Source organism: Stenotrophomonas sp. CFBP 13725 (assembly GCF_014841935.1).
GTDB lineage: Bacteria > Pseudomonadota > Gammaproteobacteria > Xanthomonadales > Xanthomonadaceae > Stenotrophomonas.
In genome coordinates, this window is the sequence record NZ_JACYUV010000004.1 from 468,621 (window position 1) to 483,683 (window position 15,063).

A 15,063-nucleotide genomic window follows, 5' to 3' on the forward strand; every position below is an offset into this window, starting at 1 on the left:
CAGGCTACGGCCGGTTCGCGGGTAAAAGACGATGGCCACGCTGCAGGGCAAGACCCTTTTCATCACCGGTGCGTCGCGCGGCATCGGTCTGGCCATTGCGCTACGTGCCGCGCGTGACGGTGCCAACGTGGCGATCGCGGCGAAGTCATCGGTGGCCAACCCGAAGCTGCCCGGCACCATCCACAGTGCCGCCCAGGCAGTCACCGCCGCTGGCGGCCAGGCGCTTGCCCTGAAGTGCGATATCCGCGAGGAGGACCAGGTGCGCGCGGCCGTGGCGGCCACCGTGGATACCTTCGGCGGCATCGACATCCTGGTCAACAATGCCAGCGCGATCTGGCTGCGCGGCACCCTGGAGACGCCGATGAAGCGTTTCGACCTGATGCAGCAGGTCAATGCGCGTGGCAGCTTCCTGTGCGCGCAGGCCTGCCTGCCCCATCTGCTGGAAGCACCCAACCCGCATATCCTCAGCCTGGCGCCGCCGCCGAACCTGGACCCGAAGTGGTGGTCGCCGCACACCGGCTACACCCTCGCCAAAATGGGCATGAGCTTCGTCACGTTGGGGCTGGCTGCGGAGTTCGGTCCGCGGGGCGTGGCGGTCAATGCGTTGTGGCCGCGCAGCGTGATCGCCACCGATGCGATCAACATGATTCCCGGCGTGGACGTGGCCGGCTGCCGCACGCCGCAGATCGTCGCCGATGCCGCACATGCGGTGCTGGTACGTGAGGCCGCGGGGTTCTATGGTCACTTCCTGCTGGACGACGAGGTGCTGGCCGATGCCGGCATCACTGATCTTTCCGGCTATGCGGTGGATCCCGCGCAGCCGTTGCTGCCGGATCTGTTCCTCGACTGACTACACGGGGCGTCGACAACGATTTTTGCTATGGTGCGCGGCTGAAATCGTTTTCAACAAGGATGTTTCCTATGCTCCCGACCCTTCGCATTGCCGTGCTGGCTGCTGCCGTATCTACACTTCTGGCTGCCTGCAGCGGTGATACCGGTACCGCACCTGCCGCGTCCACGGCCGATGTCGCCGCGCCGCAAGCCGATGCAGACCAGGCGCTGACCGCCAAGCTCAATGCCTACATCGCGTGTTTCAACCAGGTGGATGCGCGGGTGCACACCGGCGCAGGGCATTACACGGGCTGGATGGATGACCCGGCTAAGGGACCGTCCGGCAAGGAGGCCACCGTCTATGCGCCGTATGACATCAGCGACCACGACATGAAGCTGTGCGATGCCCCGCTGTCGGGTGCGATCGCCGCGACACCGGCGTTGCCAGCGCTTGACGCGGCCGCCGGACGCTATCGCGACGCACTGATGACCCTGCAGCCGCTCAGCCACCAGGTGCACGATTACTACGAGCGGCAGGACCACGAAGACGACCAGTTCGCCAAGGGCAAGCAGCTGCATGACCCGCTGATGCGCGCGCTGTCGTCGTTCGTCGAGGCCAGTGAAGCCTTCAGTGCGGAGCTGGATGCACAGAACGACGCGGCGCAGCGTGCGCAGTTGAAGATACTCGAGCAGGCGGAGGGGCGTACCCGCGAGTATTACCGTCTGGCGATGATGCTCGACGCCAAGGTGATCGTGGGGCTGCTGCAGGAGGACGCCTTCGATGTCGCGCGCGCCACGGCGCTGCTGGAAGGCTTCAACCAACTGTCCGACGAAGCGCACGCCAAGGTGGCTGACGCCGAGCCGGGCAAGCTGGACTGGAACAGCTTCGAAACGGCCGCAGAGAAATTCCGTCGCGAAGGCAAGGCGCGGGTCAAGCGCGTGAGCGAAAAGACCGCCTACACGCAGATGGAGAAGGGGTGGCTGGACAGTCCCACGCTGGCGCCGGAAGGATCTCCCGGTCGGTTGCTGCGCACCTATAACGACCTTGTCTTCCAGAGCAATCGCCAGTAAATCGGCGCCTGTCGTTCATTTTTCATACCGTAGGGACTATTCCATGACTGCTTCGACCCGCCTGCTGCCGCTTGCTGCGGCCATCGCCTTCGCCACGCTCTTTGCCGGCTGCCAGCAGCACGGCACCGATGCCGCTGCGGTCGACGGCACCGAGAAGATCAACGCTTACATCGCCTGTTTCAATGGCGTGCAACAGCCCATCCAGGAAAGCTACGAGACCTACGTCAGCTGGATCGCCAATCCGGAAACGGGGCCGACCGGCAAGGAAAGCACCATCCGTGCGCCGGGTACCGTGCTGTCGCACCGTGTCGAAATGTGCGGCGCGCCGATGACCGCCGCACTGGCGCAGACACCGGCCAACCCCCTCCTGGATCCGGTGGCGAAGACCTATCAGGAACGCTTTGCCACGCTCAACGAGCGCATCGAGGACGCGGGGCGCTATTACACCCGTGAGGACTACAAGCGCGACGGCGGTGAAGGGCTGAAGCAGCGCCATGCGCCCTTGATGCAGGCCTATGCGGCCTTCTTCGAAGCCAGTGATGCGATGGACGCAGCGCTGGAGCAGAACGAAGACACGCGCCGCCTGGCGCAGATTGAAGCCATCGAGAAGGAAGAGGGCCGCAACGCCTCGTACTACCACCTGAAGATCATCGGCGATGGCAAGCAGCTGGTGAAGCTGCTCAACGCCGAAACACCGGACGTCGCTGCGGCAACCGCGCAGCTGTCGCGCTACCAGGCCACCCTGGAAGAGGCGCAGAAGGCCAAGGTGGGCCAGGGCGATGCAATGTGGGGCCACATGGAGCGCGCGGCCGACAAACTGGCCAGCGAAGGCGGCCGTCGGATCGAGCGGCTGAAGTCCGGGCAGCCGTTGAACCGCAGCGAGCAGATGCTGCTGGAGAGCGGCTCGTCGCTGGCACCGGGTGGCACCCCCCAGGCCGTGCTGGCCAGCTACAACGATCTGGTCGACATGAGCAACCGCATGGCGCGTTGATCGCGCTGCGTGTCGGGTGACGACGGTATGTCGTCACCCGGTCATTGGTTGAAGATCTCCGGCAGGGGCTCGGCGCACTGCCGGCAGTAGCGCGCGTCGGGTTCGTGGCCCTCCACGCCGCAGCGCGGGCAGCCGCGCGCATCGCGCTTCTGCTCGTGTCCGGCATCGCGCAGCGTGCTGGCGAGCTCGGCGGTATAGATGCCCGTGGGCACCGCGATGATGCTGTAGCCGATCAGGATCAGGATCGACGTGACGAAACGTCCGAGCACCGTCTGCGGCACGATGTCGCCGAACCCGACCGTGGCCATCGTCACCACGGCCCAGTACATGCTGCTGGGAATGCTGGTGAAGCCGTGGTTGGGACCTTCGATGAGATACATCAAGGCACCGGCGATGATGGTGATGGTGATGACGGTGAACAGGAACAACAGCACCTTGCGCCGGCTTCGCCACAGCGCCAGCATCAGCACGCCGCTTTCCTCGACATAGCGCGTGAGCTTGAGGATGCGGAACACCCGCAGGATGCGCAGCGCACGCACGACCAGCAGGGTCTGCGCGCCGGGGATGAAGAGGGACAGGTAGGCCGGCAGGATCGACAGCAGATCGATGATCCCCCAGATGCTGACCGCATAGCGCAGCGGGCGCTTCACCACGATCAGGCGCAGCACGTACTCGATCGAGAACAGGATCGTGAACGCCCATTCCAGCGCGTAGAGCGCGGTCGCCCAGCGCAGGTGGAGGTGCTGCACGCTGTCGATCATCACCACGATCACGCTGCCGATGATGGCCAGCACCAGCAACAGGTCGAAGTTGCGCGACGGTGGCGTGTCGTGCCGGTAGATGATGTCGAACCAGTAGCGACGCCAGCCGGACGCGGCGGCAGGATTGAGCTGGGGGGCGGAGAAGGGGCGCATGGTCCATTGTGCAGCACGGGTCGCGGGGCGAGAATGGGCACTTTCCGAAGCTCTCCGGACTGCCATGACCGCTGCCACCGATCCGCTGATTTCTCTTTCGCACTATTACCTGCCGGTCTACAAGCCGCGCCAGGTCGTGCTCGAGCGCGGCCAGGGCGCGCGCGTATGGGATTCGCAGGGCCGCGAGTACATCGACCTGGCCGCTGGCATCGCGGTATGTGGCCTGGGCCATAACGATCCGGACCTGGTGGCGGCATTGACCGAACAGGCCGGCAAGCTGTGGCACACCAGCAACGTGTTCTACAGCGCGCCGCCGCTGCATCTTGCCGAGGAACTGGTGAAGGCCAGCCGCTTCGCCGAGCGCGTGTTCCTGTGCAACTCGGGTGCAGAAGCCAACGAAGTGGCCATCAAGATGGTGCGCAAGTGGGCCTCCTCGCAGGGCCGACCGGTCGACAAACGGGTCATCGTCACGTTCCGCGGCAGTTTCCACGGCCGCACGCTGGCAGCCGTGACGGCGACTGCCCAACCGAAGTACCAGGAAGGGTACGAGCCGCTGCCGCAGGGCTTCCGCTACGTGGACTTCAACGATGAAGTGCAGCTGGAGACCGCGATGGCCGCCGGCGACGTGGCGGCGGTGATGCTCGAGCCGGTGCAGGGCGAGGGCGGTGTGATGCCGGCCAAACCCGGGTTCCTGAAGCGGGTGCGCGACCTGTGCGACCAGCACGACGCGCTGCTGGTGCTGGATGAGATCCAGGTCGGCATGGGCCGCACCGGTACGCTGTTCGCGCATTGGCAGGATGGCGTGGTGCCGGACATGGTGACCCTGGCCAAGGCGCTGGGTGGCGGCTTCCCGATCGGCGCGATGCTGGCCGGTCCCAAGGTGGCCGACACAATGCAGTTCGGCGCGCACGGCACGACCTTTGGTGGCAATCCGTTGGCGGCCGCGGTGGCCCGCGTGGCACTGCGCAAGCTGGCGTCACCTGAAATCGCGAGCAACGTCAGCCGCCAGTCGCACGCACTGCGCGAAGGGTTCGAGCGGATCAATGCCGAGTTCGGCGTTTTCAGCCAGGTGCGCGGGCGTGGGCTGATGCTGGGCGCCGTGTTGTCCAAGGCGCATGCAGGCCAGGCCGGGGTGATCCTGGACCACGCCGCCGAGCACGGCCTGCTGACCCTGCAGGCGGGCCCGGACGTGCTGCGCTTCGTGCCCGCGCTGAACATCACCGACGAAGAAATCGCCGAGGGCCTGAAGCGCCTGCACGCGGCGGTAGCGAGCTACATCGCCGCCCGCTGACGCGAGGTAAAGCCGACCGGTAGAGCCGACCGGTAGAGCCGACTTCAGTCGGCTGCTTCAACATCGGAAAACAGCCGACTAAAGTCGGCTCTACCCCCGGCCCCCCGTCCGCCCGCGCAGCCCCGCCGCAGCCCGCGTGGCCCCCCCGGCAGCCCCGCCGCCCGCGAAGCGCCATCCCGCGCAGCCCTCCGCGCGCCCCGCACAGTGCCACACCCCCCCTGCATGCCCAGCGCTACACCAGTCCGTAGCGCTTGAACACACGCCCCAGGCTGCGGCCATCGTCTGCCGTCTCCGCATGCAGGCCCGCCAAGCGTGCGCCGCGCACATTGCGGAACAGGTCATCAATGAACAACGTCCGCCGCGGCGCCGCTTTCACCCAATCCAAGGCACGCAGGTACACCGCCGGATCCGGCTTGCGGCCGCCCAGCATCGCGCTGCACAGAATGTGGCCACGCGCCCGCACACACAGCGTCGGCAGCAACTGCGCCAGCACCTCGGTCATCATCGGTCCGTTGTTGGTCAGCAGGCCGATCCGCAGCGTGGGAGGAAGGGCCAGCACGCGCTGTATCACCGCATCACACGGTCGGCTGGCCACGACGCGGGCAGCGACCCAGGTCGGTGCGTCGACCTCGGCATCCAGCGCAGTGCTCAGCCGTTGCAGGTAGCCGACGGTATCCACGTCGCCACTATCGTAAGCAGCGTCCAGCCCACCCTCCTGCAGCGCGTGCGAAACACGGAGGGCAGGCACACGCAGGGCCTCGGCAAGATGGCGTATTCGCCGCGCACCGTCGTAGTCCAGCAGCACGCCGTCCACATCCAGCAGCAGCACGTCGATAAGCGGATTCATCACAGCAGCATGCCTGACTCCAGCGCGCAGCTGCGACCCCCTGTCGCAGCCACCGTCATGCCGGAGTTCCTACAATGCAGGCTGGGTAGAACGGGAGTAGACGGATGCGCAGTGCGTGGGTGTGGATCGCAGGAATGGGGGCGCTGCTGATGGCGCCGGCCGCCATGGCGCGGGTATGTGCCGTGAGCATCGACAGTACCGACCAGATGACCTTCAGCAGCCGGGAGATCAAGCTGGCGGCCGATTGCAGCGAGGTCAACCTGACCCTGCGCCACACCGGCAAGCTGGCTGCGACGGCGATGGGGCACAACTGGGTGCTGACCCGTACGGCGGATTACCAGGCAGTGGCGATGGTCGGCATGCGCGGCACCCTGGCCGACAGCTACGTGCCAAAGGCCGACCCGCGCGTACTCGCCCATACCAAGGTGATCGGCGGCGGTCAGAGCACCACCCTCCGCTTCCCCACCACGCTCTTGCGCAAGGGCGGCGACTACACCTTCTTCTGCTCCTTCCCCGGCCACTTCGCCATGATGAAAGGCAAGCTGACGTTCGGCGGATAAAAAAGGGGACGGAGGGGATTAAGTCGCATCCGGCCCAACAGCAGGCCGGATGCGACTTAATCCCCTCCGTCCCCTTTTTTGCTCAGGCTTTGAAGGCGATGCGGGCGGCGGCGAGGGTGGCGTCGATCACGTCGTCGTCGTGCGCGCTGGACAGGAAGCCAGCCTCATAGGCAGACGGGGCGAGGAAGACACCCTGCTCCAACATCGCATGGAAGAAGCGGTTGAACGCGGGGATGTCGCAGGCGATCGCCTGGGCGTAGGTCTCCACCTTCTGATCGGTGAAGAACAGGCCGAACATTCCGCCGACCTGCGTGGTGGTGACGCGTACGCCAGCATCGGCTGCGGCCTGTTCCAGACCGGCACACAGGCGTGCGGCACGGGCGGACAGGTCGGCATGGAAGCCCGGTTGCTGCACCAGTTCCAGCATCGCCAGGCCGGCGGCCATCGCCACCGGGTTGCCGCTCAGCGTGCCCGCCTGATAGATCGGGCCCGACGGGGAGATCTGCTGCATCAGTTCGCGCTTGCCGCCGTAAGCGCCCACCGGCATGCCGCCGCCGATGATCTTGCCGAAGGTGGTCAGGTCGGGCGTGATGCCGTAATGCGCCTGCGCGCCGCCCAGCGCCACGCGGAAGCCGGTCATCACTTCATCGAAGATCAGCACGGTGCCAAAGCGCGTGCACAGCGCACGCAGGTGCTGCAGGTAGCCCTCGCGCGGCAGGATGCAGTTGGCGTTGCCGACCACCGGCTCGATGATCAGGCCGGCAATGTGCTCGCCCTGCGTTTCAAACAACGCCGTGGCGGCATCGAAGTCGTTGTAGGGCAGGGTCAGGGTGAGCTCGCTCAGGCCGGCGGGGACGCCCGGTGAGGTCGGTACGCCCAGGGTCAGCATGCCGCTGCCGGCCTTCACCAGGAACGAATCGCCGTGGCCGTGGTAGCAGCCTTCGAACTTGACGATGCGGCTGCGGCCGGTCGCACCGCGGGCCAGCCGGATCGCGGACAGGGTGGCTTCGGTACCGGAGTTGACCATGCGCACCATCTCGCACGACGGCACCAGCCGGGTCAGGGTCTCGGCCATGGTGACTTCGGCCGCACAGGGCGCGCCGAACGACAGGCCGCTGTCGGCTGCCTTCTTCACCGCCTGGCGCACTGCCGGGTGGTTGTGGCCTACGATCATCGGGCCCCACGAGCCGACGTAGTCGATGTAGCGATTGCCATCGACGTCGTACAGATAAGCGCCATCAGCGCGCTCGACGAAGAACGGCTCGCCGCCGACCGACTTGAACGCGCGCACCGGCGAATTGACGCCGCCGGGCAGCAGCGCCTGGGCGCGGGTAAACAGGGCGTGGGACTGATCGTGGTTCATGCGCGGGAATCCTGGAAACATGCAAGGTAGGCGTGCAGGCTGGCGACCGGATCGTCGGCCTCGAACACGCTGCTGATCACGGCCACCAGCTCGGCGCCGGCGGCGATGACGGGACCGACATTGTCCGGCGTCAGCCCGCCGATCGCCACCCGCGGTACACCCAGTGCGGCGCTTTGCCGCAGCAGGTCCGGGTGTGCACGACGGGTGGTGTGCTTGCTTCTGCTGGGATGGAAGGCGCCGAAGGCAATGTAGCTGGCGCCCGCTGCCACGGCACGTTCGGCCAGGCCCAGGTCGTCATAGCAGGAGGCGCCGATGATGGCCCGGGGGCCCAGCAGGGCGCGCGCGGCGGCAATGTCGCCGTCGTCTTCGCCGATATGCACGCCTGCAGCGCCGATGCGCTGGGCCAGCACCGCGTCATCGTTGATGATCAGCGGCACGCCATGCGCATCGCACAGGGCCTGCAGGGCGGCGGCCTGTTCGTGGCGGAGCACTGGATCGGCGGACTTGTTACGGTACTGCAGCCAGCACGCACCCGCCGCCAGCAACGGGGCGACGCGAACCAGCAGGCGCGCTGTGTCGGCTTCGTCGGGGGTGATCAGATAGACGCCGCGAGGCGCCACAGGGGCTCGGGTCATGGATGGCTACCGGTTGTGCGGCCGCAGTGGGACAATGGCCGCAGGATGCAGAGGCAAGGCCATATCTTGAAGGGTAATGTGATCTTTAAGGATAACGTGCGATGAGCGAGGGTCGCCCGAACGCGGCACGCACGTGGATGTGCGTGGTCTGCGGCTTCCTGTACCACGAAGTGGATGGCCTGCCCGAAGAGGGCATTGCCCCGGGAACGGCGTGGGACGACGTGCCGGAGGACTGGACCTGCCCGGACTGCGGCGTCGGCAAGGATGACTTCGAGATGGTCGAGATCGACTGAGCGCCGACGCGACGCGACGCGACGCTGCGCTCCCGACCTGGCGGCGGTCAATGCAGCCGCGTGCGCGGCCCGCCCAGGTCGACCAGTTTCTCCCGCAAGGCCTGGGCGTCGCCCGCGTCCGGGTTGCGCTGGACGTAGCGGCCGAGGTCGCGACGCGCACCGGCCAGATAATCCAGTTTCAGGTAGGCCAAACCGCGATCACGCAGGGCGTCACCGCTGTCCGGCGCGAGCTTGAGCAGGCGATCCGCACTGCGGGCGGCGCGATCCCACTGGTGGTTCTCGGCATAGACGCCATGCAGGTTGCGCAGCATGCGCATCAGGATCGCGCGGCTGGGGGCGGGATCCAGTATCTGCGCCAGCACTTGGTCATCGGGCAGCTGGCCGCCCAGATGCGAACTGGCGCGCTCGCGGAGCTCCTCCACGCTGAGGGGCCGGCCACCGTTGAAGGGATCCATGACCAGCACGCCCTCGTCCATCGGCAGGCGGACCAGGAAGTGTCCTGGGAACGAAATCCCATCCAGGGTAATGCCCAGCCGGCGGGCGACTTCCATCTGCACCAGGGCGAGCGAGATGGGATTGCCGAGACGACGCTCGAACACTTCGTTGAGGTAACTGTTGCGCGGGTCGTAGTACTCGTCGTGGTCGCCGCTGAAACCGAGCTCGTCGAACAGATGGCGGTTGATGGCGGCCATCTTCAGCGGCGCGGCGGTAATCGTGTCCACCTCCGCCTGCAGATGCTCGACATAGCCCTGCAGGGTGGCGTCGTAGCGTGCGGGATCCAGCCCAGGATACTCATCGCGGGCGATCAGCAGGGCGGTCGGCAACAGGGGCAACGACTCGTCATCGAGTTCGGCCAGCGAATCCCAGTCGGGCAATGTCATCCAGTCCTGCATGCAGACAGACTGGAGGCATCGCCCTCGGTATTCAAGCTGCGCGGCGTGAAATCAGGCCGCGCCGCAACCGCGGTTACGGGATGCCGGGACCGAACTTCAGTTCCGAGCCATCCTTGAGTTTCATCTTTTCGGCCTGCCCCGCATTGAGCTCCAGCACGTAACGTGCGGGCCCGGTGCTCGGGTACGGCGGGCACATGTCGCCCGCCGAGCAGGGCGGCACATCGCGCTGCTGACTGACCAGCCTGCGCGCGCTGTCGAAGTACAGGATGTCCAGGCCCAGCTTGGTGTTCTTCATCCAGTACGCCTGCTGTTCCTCGCGGTCATGGATGAACAGCATGCCGTGGTCCTCGGGCATGCTGTCGCGGAACATCAGGCCGCGCGCACGCGTCTCGTCGTTCTGCGCAAGCTCCACCTGGTAACGGGCACCTTCCAGTTCCACCCAGTGCTGGGGCGCGCCGGTGGCGCAGCCGGCCAAGGCAAGAAGGGGCAGCAGGAGCAGGGTACGGATCGACATCGTGTTTACCTTTTCGGGGGAGCGGGCAGGATTCACAGCACCACGGGCGGTTCGCCGCCAATGATCACCACGTCGGCACGGCGCCGTGCGAACAGGCCGACGCACACCACGCCCGGCAACTGGTTGAGCTCGCGCTCAAGCTTCTCCGGATCGGTGATCTGCAGATGGTGGATGTCCAGGATCTGGTTGCCGTTGTCGGTCACCACGCCTTCGCGCCACGTCGGCTGCCCGCCGGTCATGTCGCGGATCTGCCGGGCGACCAGGCTGCGCGCCATCGGGATGACTTCCACCGGCAGCGGGAACCGGCCCAGCACGGGCACCTGCTTGCTCGGGTCGACGATGCAGATGAAGCGCTCGCTGGCCTCGGCGATGATCTTTTCGCGGGTCAGTGCGGCACCACCGCCCTTGATCAGGCACTTGCCCGGATCACACTCGTCGGCACCATCCACATACAGCGACAGCGTGCCGGTGTGGTTGAGTTCCATCACCTCGATGCCATGCTTCCGCAACTGCGCGGTGCTCTGCTCGGAACTGGACACGGCGCCCTTGATACGGTGCTGGATACGGCCCAGTGCGTCGATGAAATAGGCCACGGTAGACCCGGTGCCGACGCCGACGATCATGCCGTCTTCAACGTACTCGATGGCTTTTTCGGCGGCCAGGCGCTTGGCTTCGGACATGCGGAGAATCTCAGGAGGGGAATGGCGGGAGGGAGGCGGACAGGTCGCAGCAGGCGGGGCGGCGTCAGGCTTTCTTTTCCAGCGACAACAGCAGCTTCCACTGCGCGGCCGTCACCGGGAACACAGACAGGCGATTGCCTTTGGCGGTAAGCGGGAAGCCCTCGCCGAGTTCATCGGTGTGCTGCTTGATCTCGTCCAGCGCGATCACCCGGGCCAGCTTTCGTTCGAAGGCCACGTCCACCAGCATCCAGCGCGGTTCTTCGCGGGTGCTCTTCGGGTCGTGGTAGTCCGATGTCGGATCGAACTGGGTGTCGTCGGGATAGGCGGCACTTGCCACGGTGGCCACCCCGACGATGCCGGGCACTTTGGTATTGGAGTGGTAGAACAGGATGCCGTCGCCGACGTGCATGCCGTCGCGCATGAAGTTGCGCGCCTGGTAGTTGCGTACACCATTCCACGGCTCGGTGCCGACGCGCTGCAGGTCGTCGATGGAAAAGGCGTCCGGTTCGGACTTCATCAGCCAGTAGCGCTTGCGGGCAGTCATGCGTTCACGGGGGCAGTGAAAAGGGTGGTCGCCTCGGTGCAGATGGCATCGACCTGGACGTCCCACGACGCCACCGGCAATGCATCGACCTGCTGCACGGCGAAGGCCGCGCCGACCAACCACGGCGGAGCGGGGCGATCGTGCCGGAAGGCGAAGCTGCGATCATACCAGCCGCCTCCCATGCCAAGGCGCCCACCGCCGGCATCGAAGCCCACCAAGGGAGTGACCACCAGGTCCATGTCAGCGGCTTGCAGGGTGTCGGCCGCGGCAAGGTCCGGCTCGGGGATGCCGAAGCGGTTCTGCCGCAGCGGCTGACCCGGACGCCACGGGGCGAAGCGCAGCACGTCACCCTGCAGCACGGGCAGGCAATAGATCACCGTCTCGGGCAGGCTCAGCTGCCAGCGGTGCAGGGCGATCTCGCCATCCATCGCCCAGTAACCGGCGACATGGCCGCGTTGGGGCGCAAAGGGTAGGGTGAGCAGGCGTTCGGCGAGGCGATCCGCCGCGTCGATGCGGACGGCAGCAGGCAGGTCGCGACGGCGCTGCCGCAGAAAGGCACGCAGATCCTGGCGCGGATCGGTCATCGTCAGCTCGCGGTGAGGGAGTCGACCTATTGTGCCGCGCGCCGCGCTGGAAAAAACAAAGGCGACATCCGAAGACGCCGCCTTTGTCGAATCTTGCATTCTCCGCAATGACGATGCATGCGAAACGACCTTGAACCCAGGGGCTCAAGTGGGAACGCTGGGGGGCCATCGGGCTTCCCGCTACAAGGCGGACCTGCACTCCCGGCTCCGTCGCGCTCCCGGTGTCGTTCTTAAGGGACAAGGCGAATGTTTGCACATGCCGTCGTGTACCGCAGAGAACGCACGAACAGTATAGCGAGCCCACTGCGGAGGGGTAGTCCGTTCGTCGGCAACAGTGCGTACCAATTCAGAAACAGAAAAAAGGGGACGGAGGGGATTAAGGCGCGATACGCAGTGTCAAAAACGCCTTAATCCCCTCCGTCCCCTTTTTTACTGGTCGATCGCGCGGTCGAGGCGGCGATTGAGGTCGGACAGGGTCTGCTGCAGGGCAACGGCCTGGCGGGCATTTTCGTCACGCAGTTGCTGCAGTTCGTGGGCCAGGTTGAGGGCTGCCAGTACGGCCACGCGATCTACGCCGACCATCCGGTTGCTGCCCCGGATTTCGCGCATCTTCGCATCCAGCAGGCGCGAGGCGGCCATCAGGCTGTCGCGCTCTTCTGCGCCGACCCCCACGGTGTAATCACGGTCCAGGATGCGGACGTTGACCGGTTCTGCGCCGCTCATGTGTGCTGCTCCAGGGATTTGAGCCGGGTGATCATCGCTTCCACGCGCGAGCGGGCCTGTTCGTTCTTGGCCAGCAGGGTGGAGCGCTCGGTGGCCAGCTGTTCCTGCTGGTGGCGCAGGCTGCGGTTCTCCTCGGCAAGGCGCTGGTTGCGCTCAAGCAGCGCCTCCACCCGGGCGGCGAAGGCCTGCAACTGGTCGAAGGGGCTGGGATGGTCCATGGGCGCAAGAGTCTCAGGGGGTTTGACCACGGTCAAGCGTCGGCGCAGATAGGCTGCGAGGTGACGCGTCCCGTTCTAAACTAGCCCATCGGCGACACGAGCGGTAACGCGCGGGTCGCCCCCTTACCGAGATGAGCTTGCAGATGACCGAACTTCCTTCCGTCGACGACGTCTTCCGTGCCAGTGCCACGCTGGGCCTTGGCGCGACCCCCGCCGAACTGCATGGCGGCCTGTGTGGCTGGCTGGCTGCCGGCGGCGCGCCGGGAAATGACTGGCCGGCCCGCGTGCTGGCGGACGATGCACTGCCTCCCGTGGCCGAAGGGAGTGCGCTGGCGCAATTGCTGGAGGCGTCGGTGAAGCAGTTGGAAGACCGCGATTTCGGCTTCGAGCTGCTGCTGACCGACAGCACGGCGACCAACGACCAGGTCGATGCCCTGTTTGGATGGGCGCGCGCCTTCCTTGGCGGTTTCGGGCTGGGCTCGGGCCATAGCCGGCCGCCGTTGTCCGAAGAAGGCGAAGAAGCGCTCAACGATCTGGCCAAGCTGGCCCAGGCGTCCAGCGAGGATTTTGATAGTGACGCCGAGGACGACGAGGAAGCCCTCGCGGAGATCGAGGAATTCATCCGCATCGCGGTGCTGCTGCTGCACGGGGACTGCGTGATGGCTGCACGCCATCGCCAGCGCCTGAACTGATGGGCGGGGCGCGCGCGGACCTTCGTCAGCGCACCGGCATCGGTGCCGCCGAATACAGGCGCCGCCGTCGCCAGTTGATGGAGATGGCGGGTGACGATGCGATCCTGGTACTGCCGGCAGCGTCGGAGAAAGTACGCAGCCTGGATACGCATTACCCGTACCGGCAGGACTCGGATTTCTGGTACCTCAGTGGCTTCCCGGAGCCGGATGCCGTGCTGGTGCTGGTGCCCGGCCGCCGCCATGGCGAAGTGATCCTGTTCTGCCGCGAGCGCGATGCCGAACGGGAGGCATGGGACGGCGCGCGGGCCGGCCAGGAGGGCGCCGTGGCGGATTTCGGCATGGACGATGCGTTCCCGATCGACGATCTGGACGACATCCTACCCGGCCTGCTGGAAGGGCGTTCGCGCGTCTACTACCACTTTGGCCGCGATGCGGAGTTCGACCTCAAGCTGATCGGCTGGGTGAACCGCGTCCGATCGCAGGTGCGGCACGGTGCGCAACCGCCGCACGAGTTCCTCGAACTGGGCCATCTGCTGCACGAACAGCGCCTGTTCAAATCGGCGGCGGAAGTGGCGGTGATGGATGAGGCAGCGCGGATCAGCGTGCAGGCGCACCAGGCTGCGATGCGTGTGGCGCGGCCTGGCATCCATGAGTACGAACTGCAGGCCGAGGTGGAGCGCGTGTTCCGCGCCCATGATGCCTGCCCTGCGTATTCCAGTATCGTCGGGGCCGGTCACAATGCCTGCATCCTGCATTACCGCGACAATAATGCGCGCTCACGCGATGGCGACCTGGTCCTGATCGATGCAGGGGCGGAGTATCGCAACTACGCCAGCGACATCACCCGTACGTTTCCGGTCAATGGACGCTTCAGTGCCGAGCAGCGGGCGCTGCATGACCTGGTCGGTGCGGCCCAGGCTGCGGCGTTGGCGCAGGCACGGCCGGGTGTGGCGTATGAGGCGGGCCATCTGGCAGCGGTCAACGTGCTGACCGAGGGCCTGCTGCGGCTCGGGCTGTTGAAGGGAACGCTGGAGGCCAACATCGCCGAGGCGCATTACAAGCGCTTCTATCGGCACAAGACCGGTCATTGGATCGGCCTGGACGTGCACGATGTCGGCGATTACCGCTTGGCGGGCGAGTCCCGCCTGTTGGAGCCGGGCATGGTGTTCACCATCGAGCCGGGGCTGTATGTGAGCGCGGACGATACGAGCGTGGACGCGCGTTGGCGCGGCATTGGCATCCGGACCGAGGATGACGTGTTGATCACCGACAACGGGCACCGGGTGCTGACCGAGGGTCTGGCACGCAGCGCGGACGAGATCGAAGCGTTCATGCAGGGATGAGGGGGTTGCCGGGGTTGCACCCGGCGCGGGTCCACGTCATCGCATTCGCGCTGCCGCTCCCACGCTTTGCTTCGCA

The 15,063-nt window shown here is 66.0% G+C and carries 19 protein-coding genes and 1 other RNA gene; 8 read left to right on the forward strand and 12 right to left on the reverse strand.

Features of this window, described 5'->3' with window-relative positions; translation table 11 throughout:
• Positions 1 to 31 precede the first annotated feature (31 nt).
• The 3 genes from IFT65_RS10110 to IFT65_RS10120 all read left to right on the forward strand — a co-directional run bounded on the left by IFT65_RS10110 (position 32) and on the right by IFT65_RS10120 (position 2,893).
• The gene (locus IFT65_RS10110) at positions 32 to 850 is read left to right on the forward strand and encodes an NAD(P)-dependent oxidoreductase (protein ID WP_192081330.1); all 819 of its coding nucleotides are present in this window, start codon (positions 32 to 34) and stop codon (positions 848 to 850) included.
• A 71-nt stretch (positions 851 to 921) separates the two neighbouring features.
• Positions 922 to 1,902: a YiiG family protein gene (locus tag IFT65_RS10115; RefSeq protein WP_192081331.1), complete on the forward strand. Its 981-nt coding sequence runs from the start codon at positions 922 to 924 to the stop codon at positions 1,900 to 1,902.
• 43 nt (positions 1,903 to 1,945) lie between these two features.
• Positions 1,946 to 2,893 carry a YiiG family protein gene (locus tag IFT65_RS10120; RefSeq protein WP_192081332.1) on the forward strand — a complete coding sequence of 316 codons (948 nt, stop codon included), beginning with the start codon at positions 1,946 to 1,948 and terminating at the stop codon, positions 2,891 to 2,893.
• 41 nt (positions 2,894 to 2,934) lie between these two features.
• Here the strand turns inward: IFT65_RS10120 and IFT65_RS10125 are convergent, their stop codons facing one another.
• A complete protein-coding gene (locus IFT65_RS10125) occupies positions 2,935 to 3,807 on the reverse strand; it encodes an ion transporter (protein ID WP_188326268.1) in 873 nt (290 codons plus the stop codon).
• Positions 3,808 to 3,871: 64 nt separating this feature from the next.
• Here IFT65_RS10125 and IFT65_RS10130 point away from each other — a divergent pair, with 64 nt between their 5' ends.
• Positions 3,872 to 5,098: an acetylornithine transaminase gene (locus IFT65_RS10130; protein ID WP_192081333.1), complete on the forward strand. Its 1,227-nt coding sequence runs from the start codon at positions 3,872 to 3,874 to the stop codon at positions 5,096 to 5,098.
• Between the two features lie 232 nt (positions 5,099 to 5,330).
• Here IFT65_RS10130 and IFT65_RS10135 read toward each other — a convergent pair whose 3' ends face one another.
• Complete coding sequence (locus tag IFT65_RS10135; RefSeq protein ID WP_192081334.1) at positions 5,331 to 5,945, reverse strand: HAD-IA family hydrolase; 615 nt, start codon at positions 5,943 to 5,945, stop codon at positions 5,331 to 5,333.
• A gap of 104 nt (positions 5,946 to 6,049) precedes the next feature.
• Here IFT65_RS10135 and azu point away from each other — a divergent pair, with 104 nt between their 5' ends.
• On the forward strand, positions 6,050 to 6,505 hold the full coding sequence (gene azu / locus IFT65_RS10140) for an azurin (RefSeq protein ID WP_249405114.1): 456 nt from the start codon (positions 6,050 to 6,052) through the stop codon (positions 6,503 to 6,505).
• Between the two features lie 82 nt (positions 6,506 to 6,587).
• Here azu and hemL read toward each other — a convergent pair whose 3' ends face one another.
• Together hemL and thiE are read right to left on the reverse strand one after the other, a co-directional pair.
• Positions 6,588 to 7,868: a glutamate-1-semialdehyde 2,1-aminomutase gene (gene hemL, locus IFT65_RS10145; RefSeq protein WP_192081335.1), complete on the reverse strand. Its 1,281-nt coding sequence runs from the start codon at positions 7,866 to 7,868 to the stop codon at positions 6,588 to 6,590.
• Positions 7,865 to 8,503, reverse strand: coding sequence for a thiamine phosphate synthase (gene thiE / locus IFT65_RS10150; protein WP_192081336.1), 639 nt, complete (start codon positions 8,501 to 8,503; stop codon positions 7,865 to 7,867). The genes hemL and thiE overlap by 4 nt, the downstream gene beginning before the upstream one ends.
• Before the next feature lie 101 nt (positions 8,504 to 8,604).
• Between thiE and IFT65_RS10155 the strand changes: the two genes are divergently transcribed.
• The gene (locus IFT65_RS10155; protein ID WP_192081337.1) at positions 8,605 to 8,796 is read left to right on the forward strand and encodes a rubredoxin; all 192 of its coding nucleotides are present in this window, start codon (positions 8,605 to 8,607) and stop codon (positions 8,794 to 8,796) included.
• Between the two features lie 47 nt (positions 8,797 to 8,843).
• Here the strand turns inward: IFT65_RS10155 and IFT65_RS10160 are convergent, their stop codons facing one another.
• From IFT65_RS10160 to IFT65_RS10195, 8 genes are all read right to left on the reverse strand, one after another.
• The gene (locus IFT65_RS10160; RefSeq protein WP_188326274.1) at positions 8,844 to 9,689 is read right to left on the reverse strand and encodes a SirB1 family protein; all 846 of its coding nucleotides are present in this window, start codon (positions 9,687 to 9,689) and stop codon (positions 8,844 to 8,846) included.
• Positions 9,690 to 9,762: 73 nt separating this feature from the next.
• On the reverse strand, positions 9,763 to 10,203 hold the full coding sequence (locus IFT65_RS10165; protein ID WP_188326275.1) for a DUF192 domain-containing protein: 441 nt from the start codon (positions 10,201 to 10,203) through the stop codon (positions 9,763 to 9,765).
• A 32-nt stretch (positions 10,204 to 10,235) separates the two neighbouring features.
• Positions 10,236 to 10,883, reverse strand: a complete 648-nt coding sequence (gene rpiA / locus IFT65_RS10170) for a ribose-5-phosphate isomerase RpiA (RefSeq protein ID WP_188326276.1) — start codon at positions 10,881 to 10,883, stop codon at positions 10,236 to 10,238.
• A 64-nt stretch (positions 10,884 to 10,947) separates the two neighbouring features.
• Entirely contained in the window at positions 10,948 to 11,427 is a 480-nt protein-coding gene (locus IFT65_RS10175) for an EVE domain-containing protein (protein ID WP_188326277.1), read from the reverse strand.
• Positions 11,424 to 12,011 (reverse strand): 5-formyltetrahydrofolate cyclo-ligase, encoded by a 588-nt coding sequence (locus IFT65_RS10180; protein ID WP_192081338.1) that lies wholly within the window; start codon positions 12,009 to 12,011, stop codon positions 11,424 to 11,426. Before IFT65_RS10180 ends, IFT65_RS10175 begins: the two co-directional genes overlap by 4 nt.
• A gap of 95 nt (positions 12,012 to 12,106) precedes the next feature.
• A non-coding RNA gene (gene ssrS, locus IFT65_RS10185) (6S RNA) lies at positions 12,107 to 12,292 on the reverse strand.
• A gap of 148 nt (positions 12,293 to 12,440) precedes the next feature.
• A complete protein-coding gene (locus tag IFT65_RS10190; protein WP_188326279.1) occupies positions 12,441 to 12,734 on the reverse strand; it encodes a cell division protein ZapA in 294 nt (97 codons plus the stop codon).
• A complete protein-coding gene (locus IFT65_RS10195; protein ID WP_188326280.1) occupies positions 12,731 to 12,952 on the reverse strand; it encodes a TIGR02449 family protein in 222 nt (73 codons plus the stop codon). The genes IFT65_RS10190 and IFT65_RS10195 overlap by 4 nt, the downstream gene beginning before the upstream one ends.
• A 143-nt stretch (positions 12,953 to 13,095) precedes the next feature.
• Here IFT65_RS10195 and IFT65_RS10200 point away from each other — a divergent pair, with 143 nt between their 5' ends.
• Complete coding sequence (locus IFT65_RS10200; RefSeq protein ID WP_192081339.1) at positions 13,096 to 13,644, forward strand: UPF0149 family protein; 549 nt, start codon at positions 13,096 to 13,098, stop codon at positions 13,642 to 13,644.
• Positions 13,644 to 14,987: an aminopeptidase P N-terminal domain-containing protein gene (locus IFT65_RS10205; RefSeq protein ID WP_192081340.1), complete on the forward strand. Its 1,344-nt coding sequence runs from the start codon at positions 13,644 to 13,646 to the stop codon at positions 14,985 to 14,987. Before IFT65_RS10200 ends, IFT65_RS10205 begins: the two co-directional genes overlap by 1 nt.
• The last annotated feature ends 76 nt before the right edge of the window (positions 14,988 to 15,063 follow it).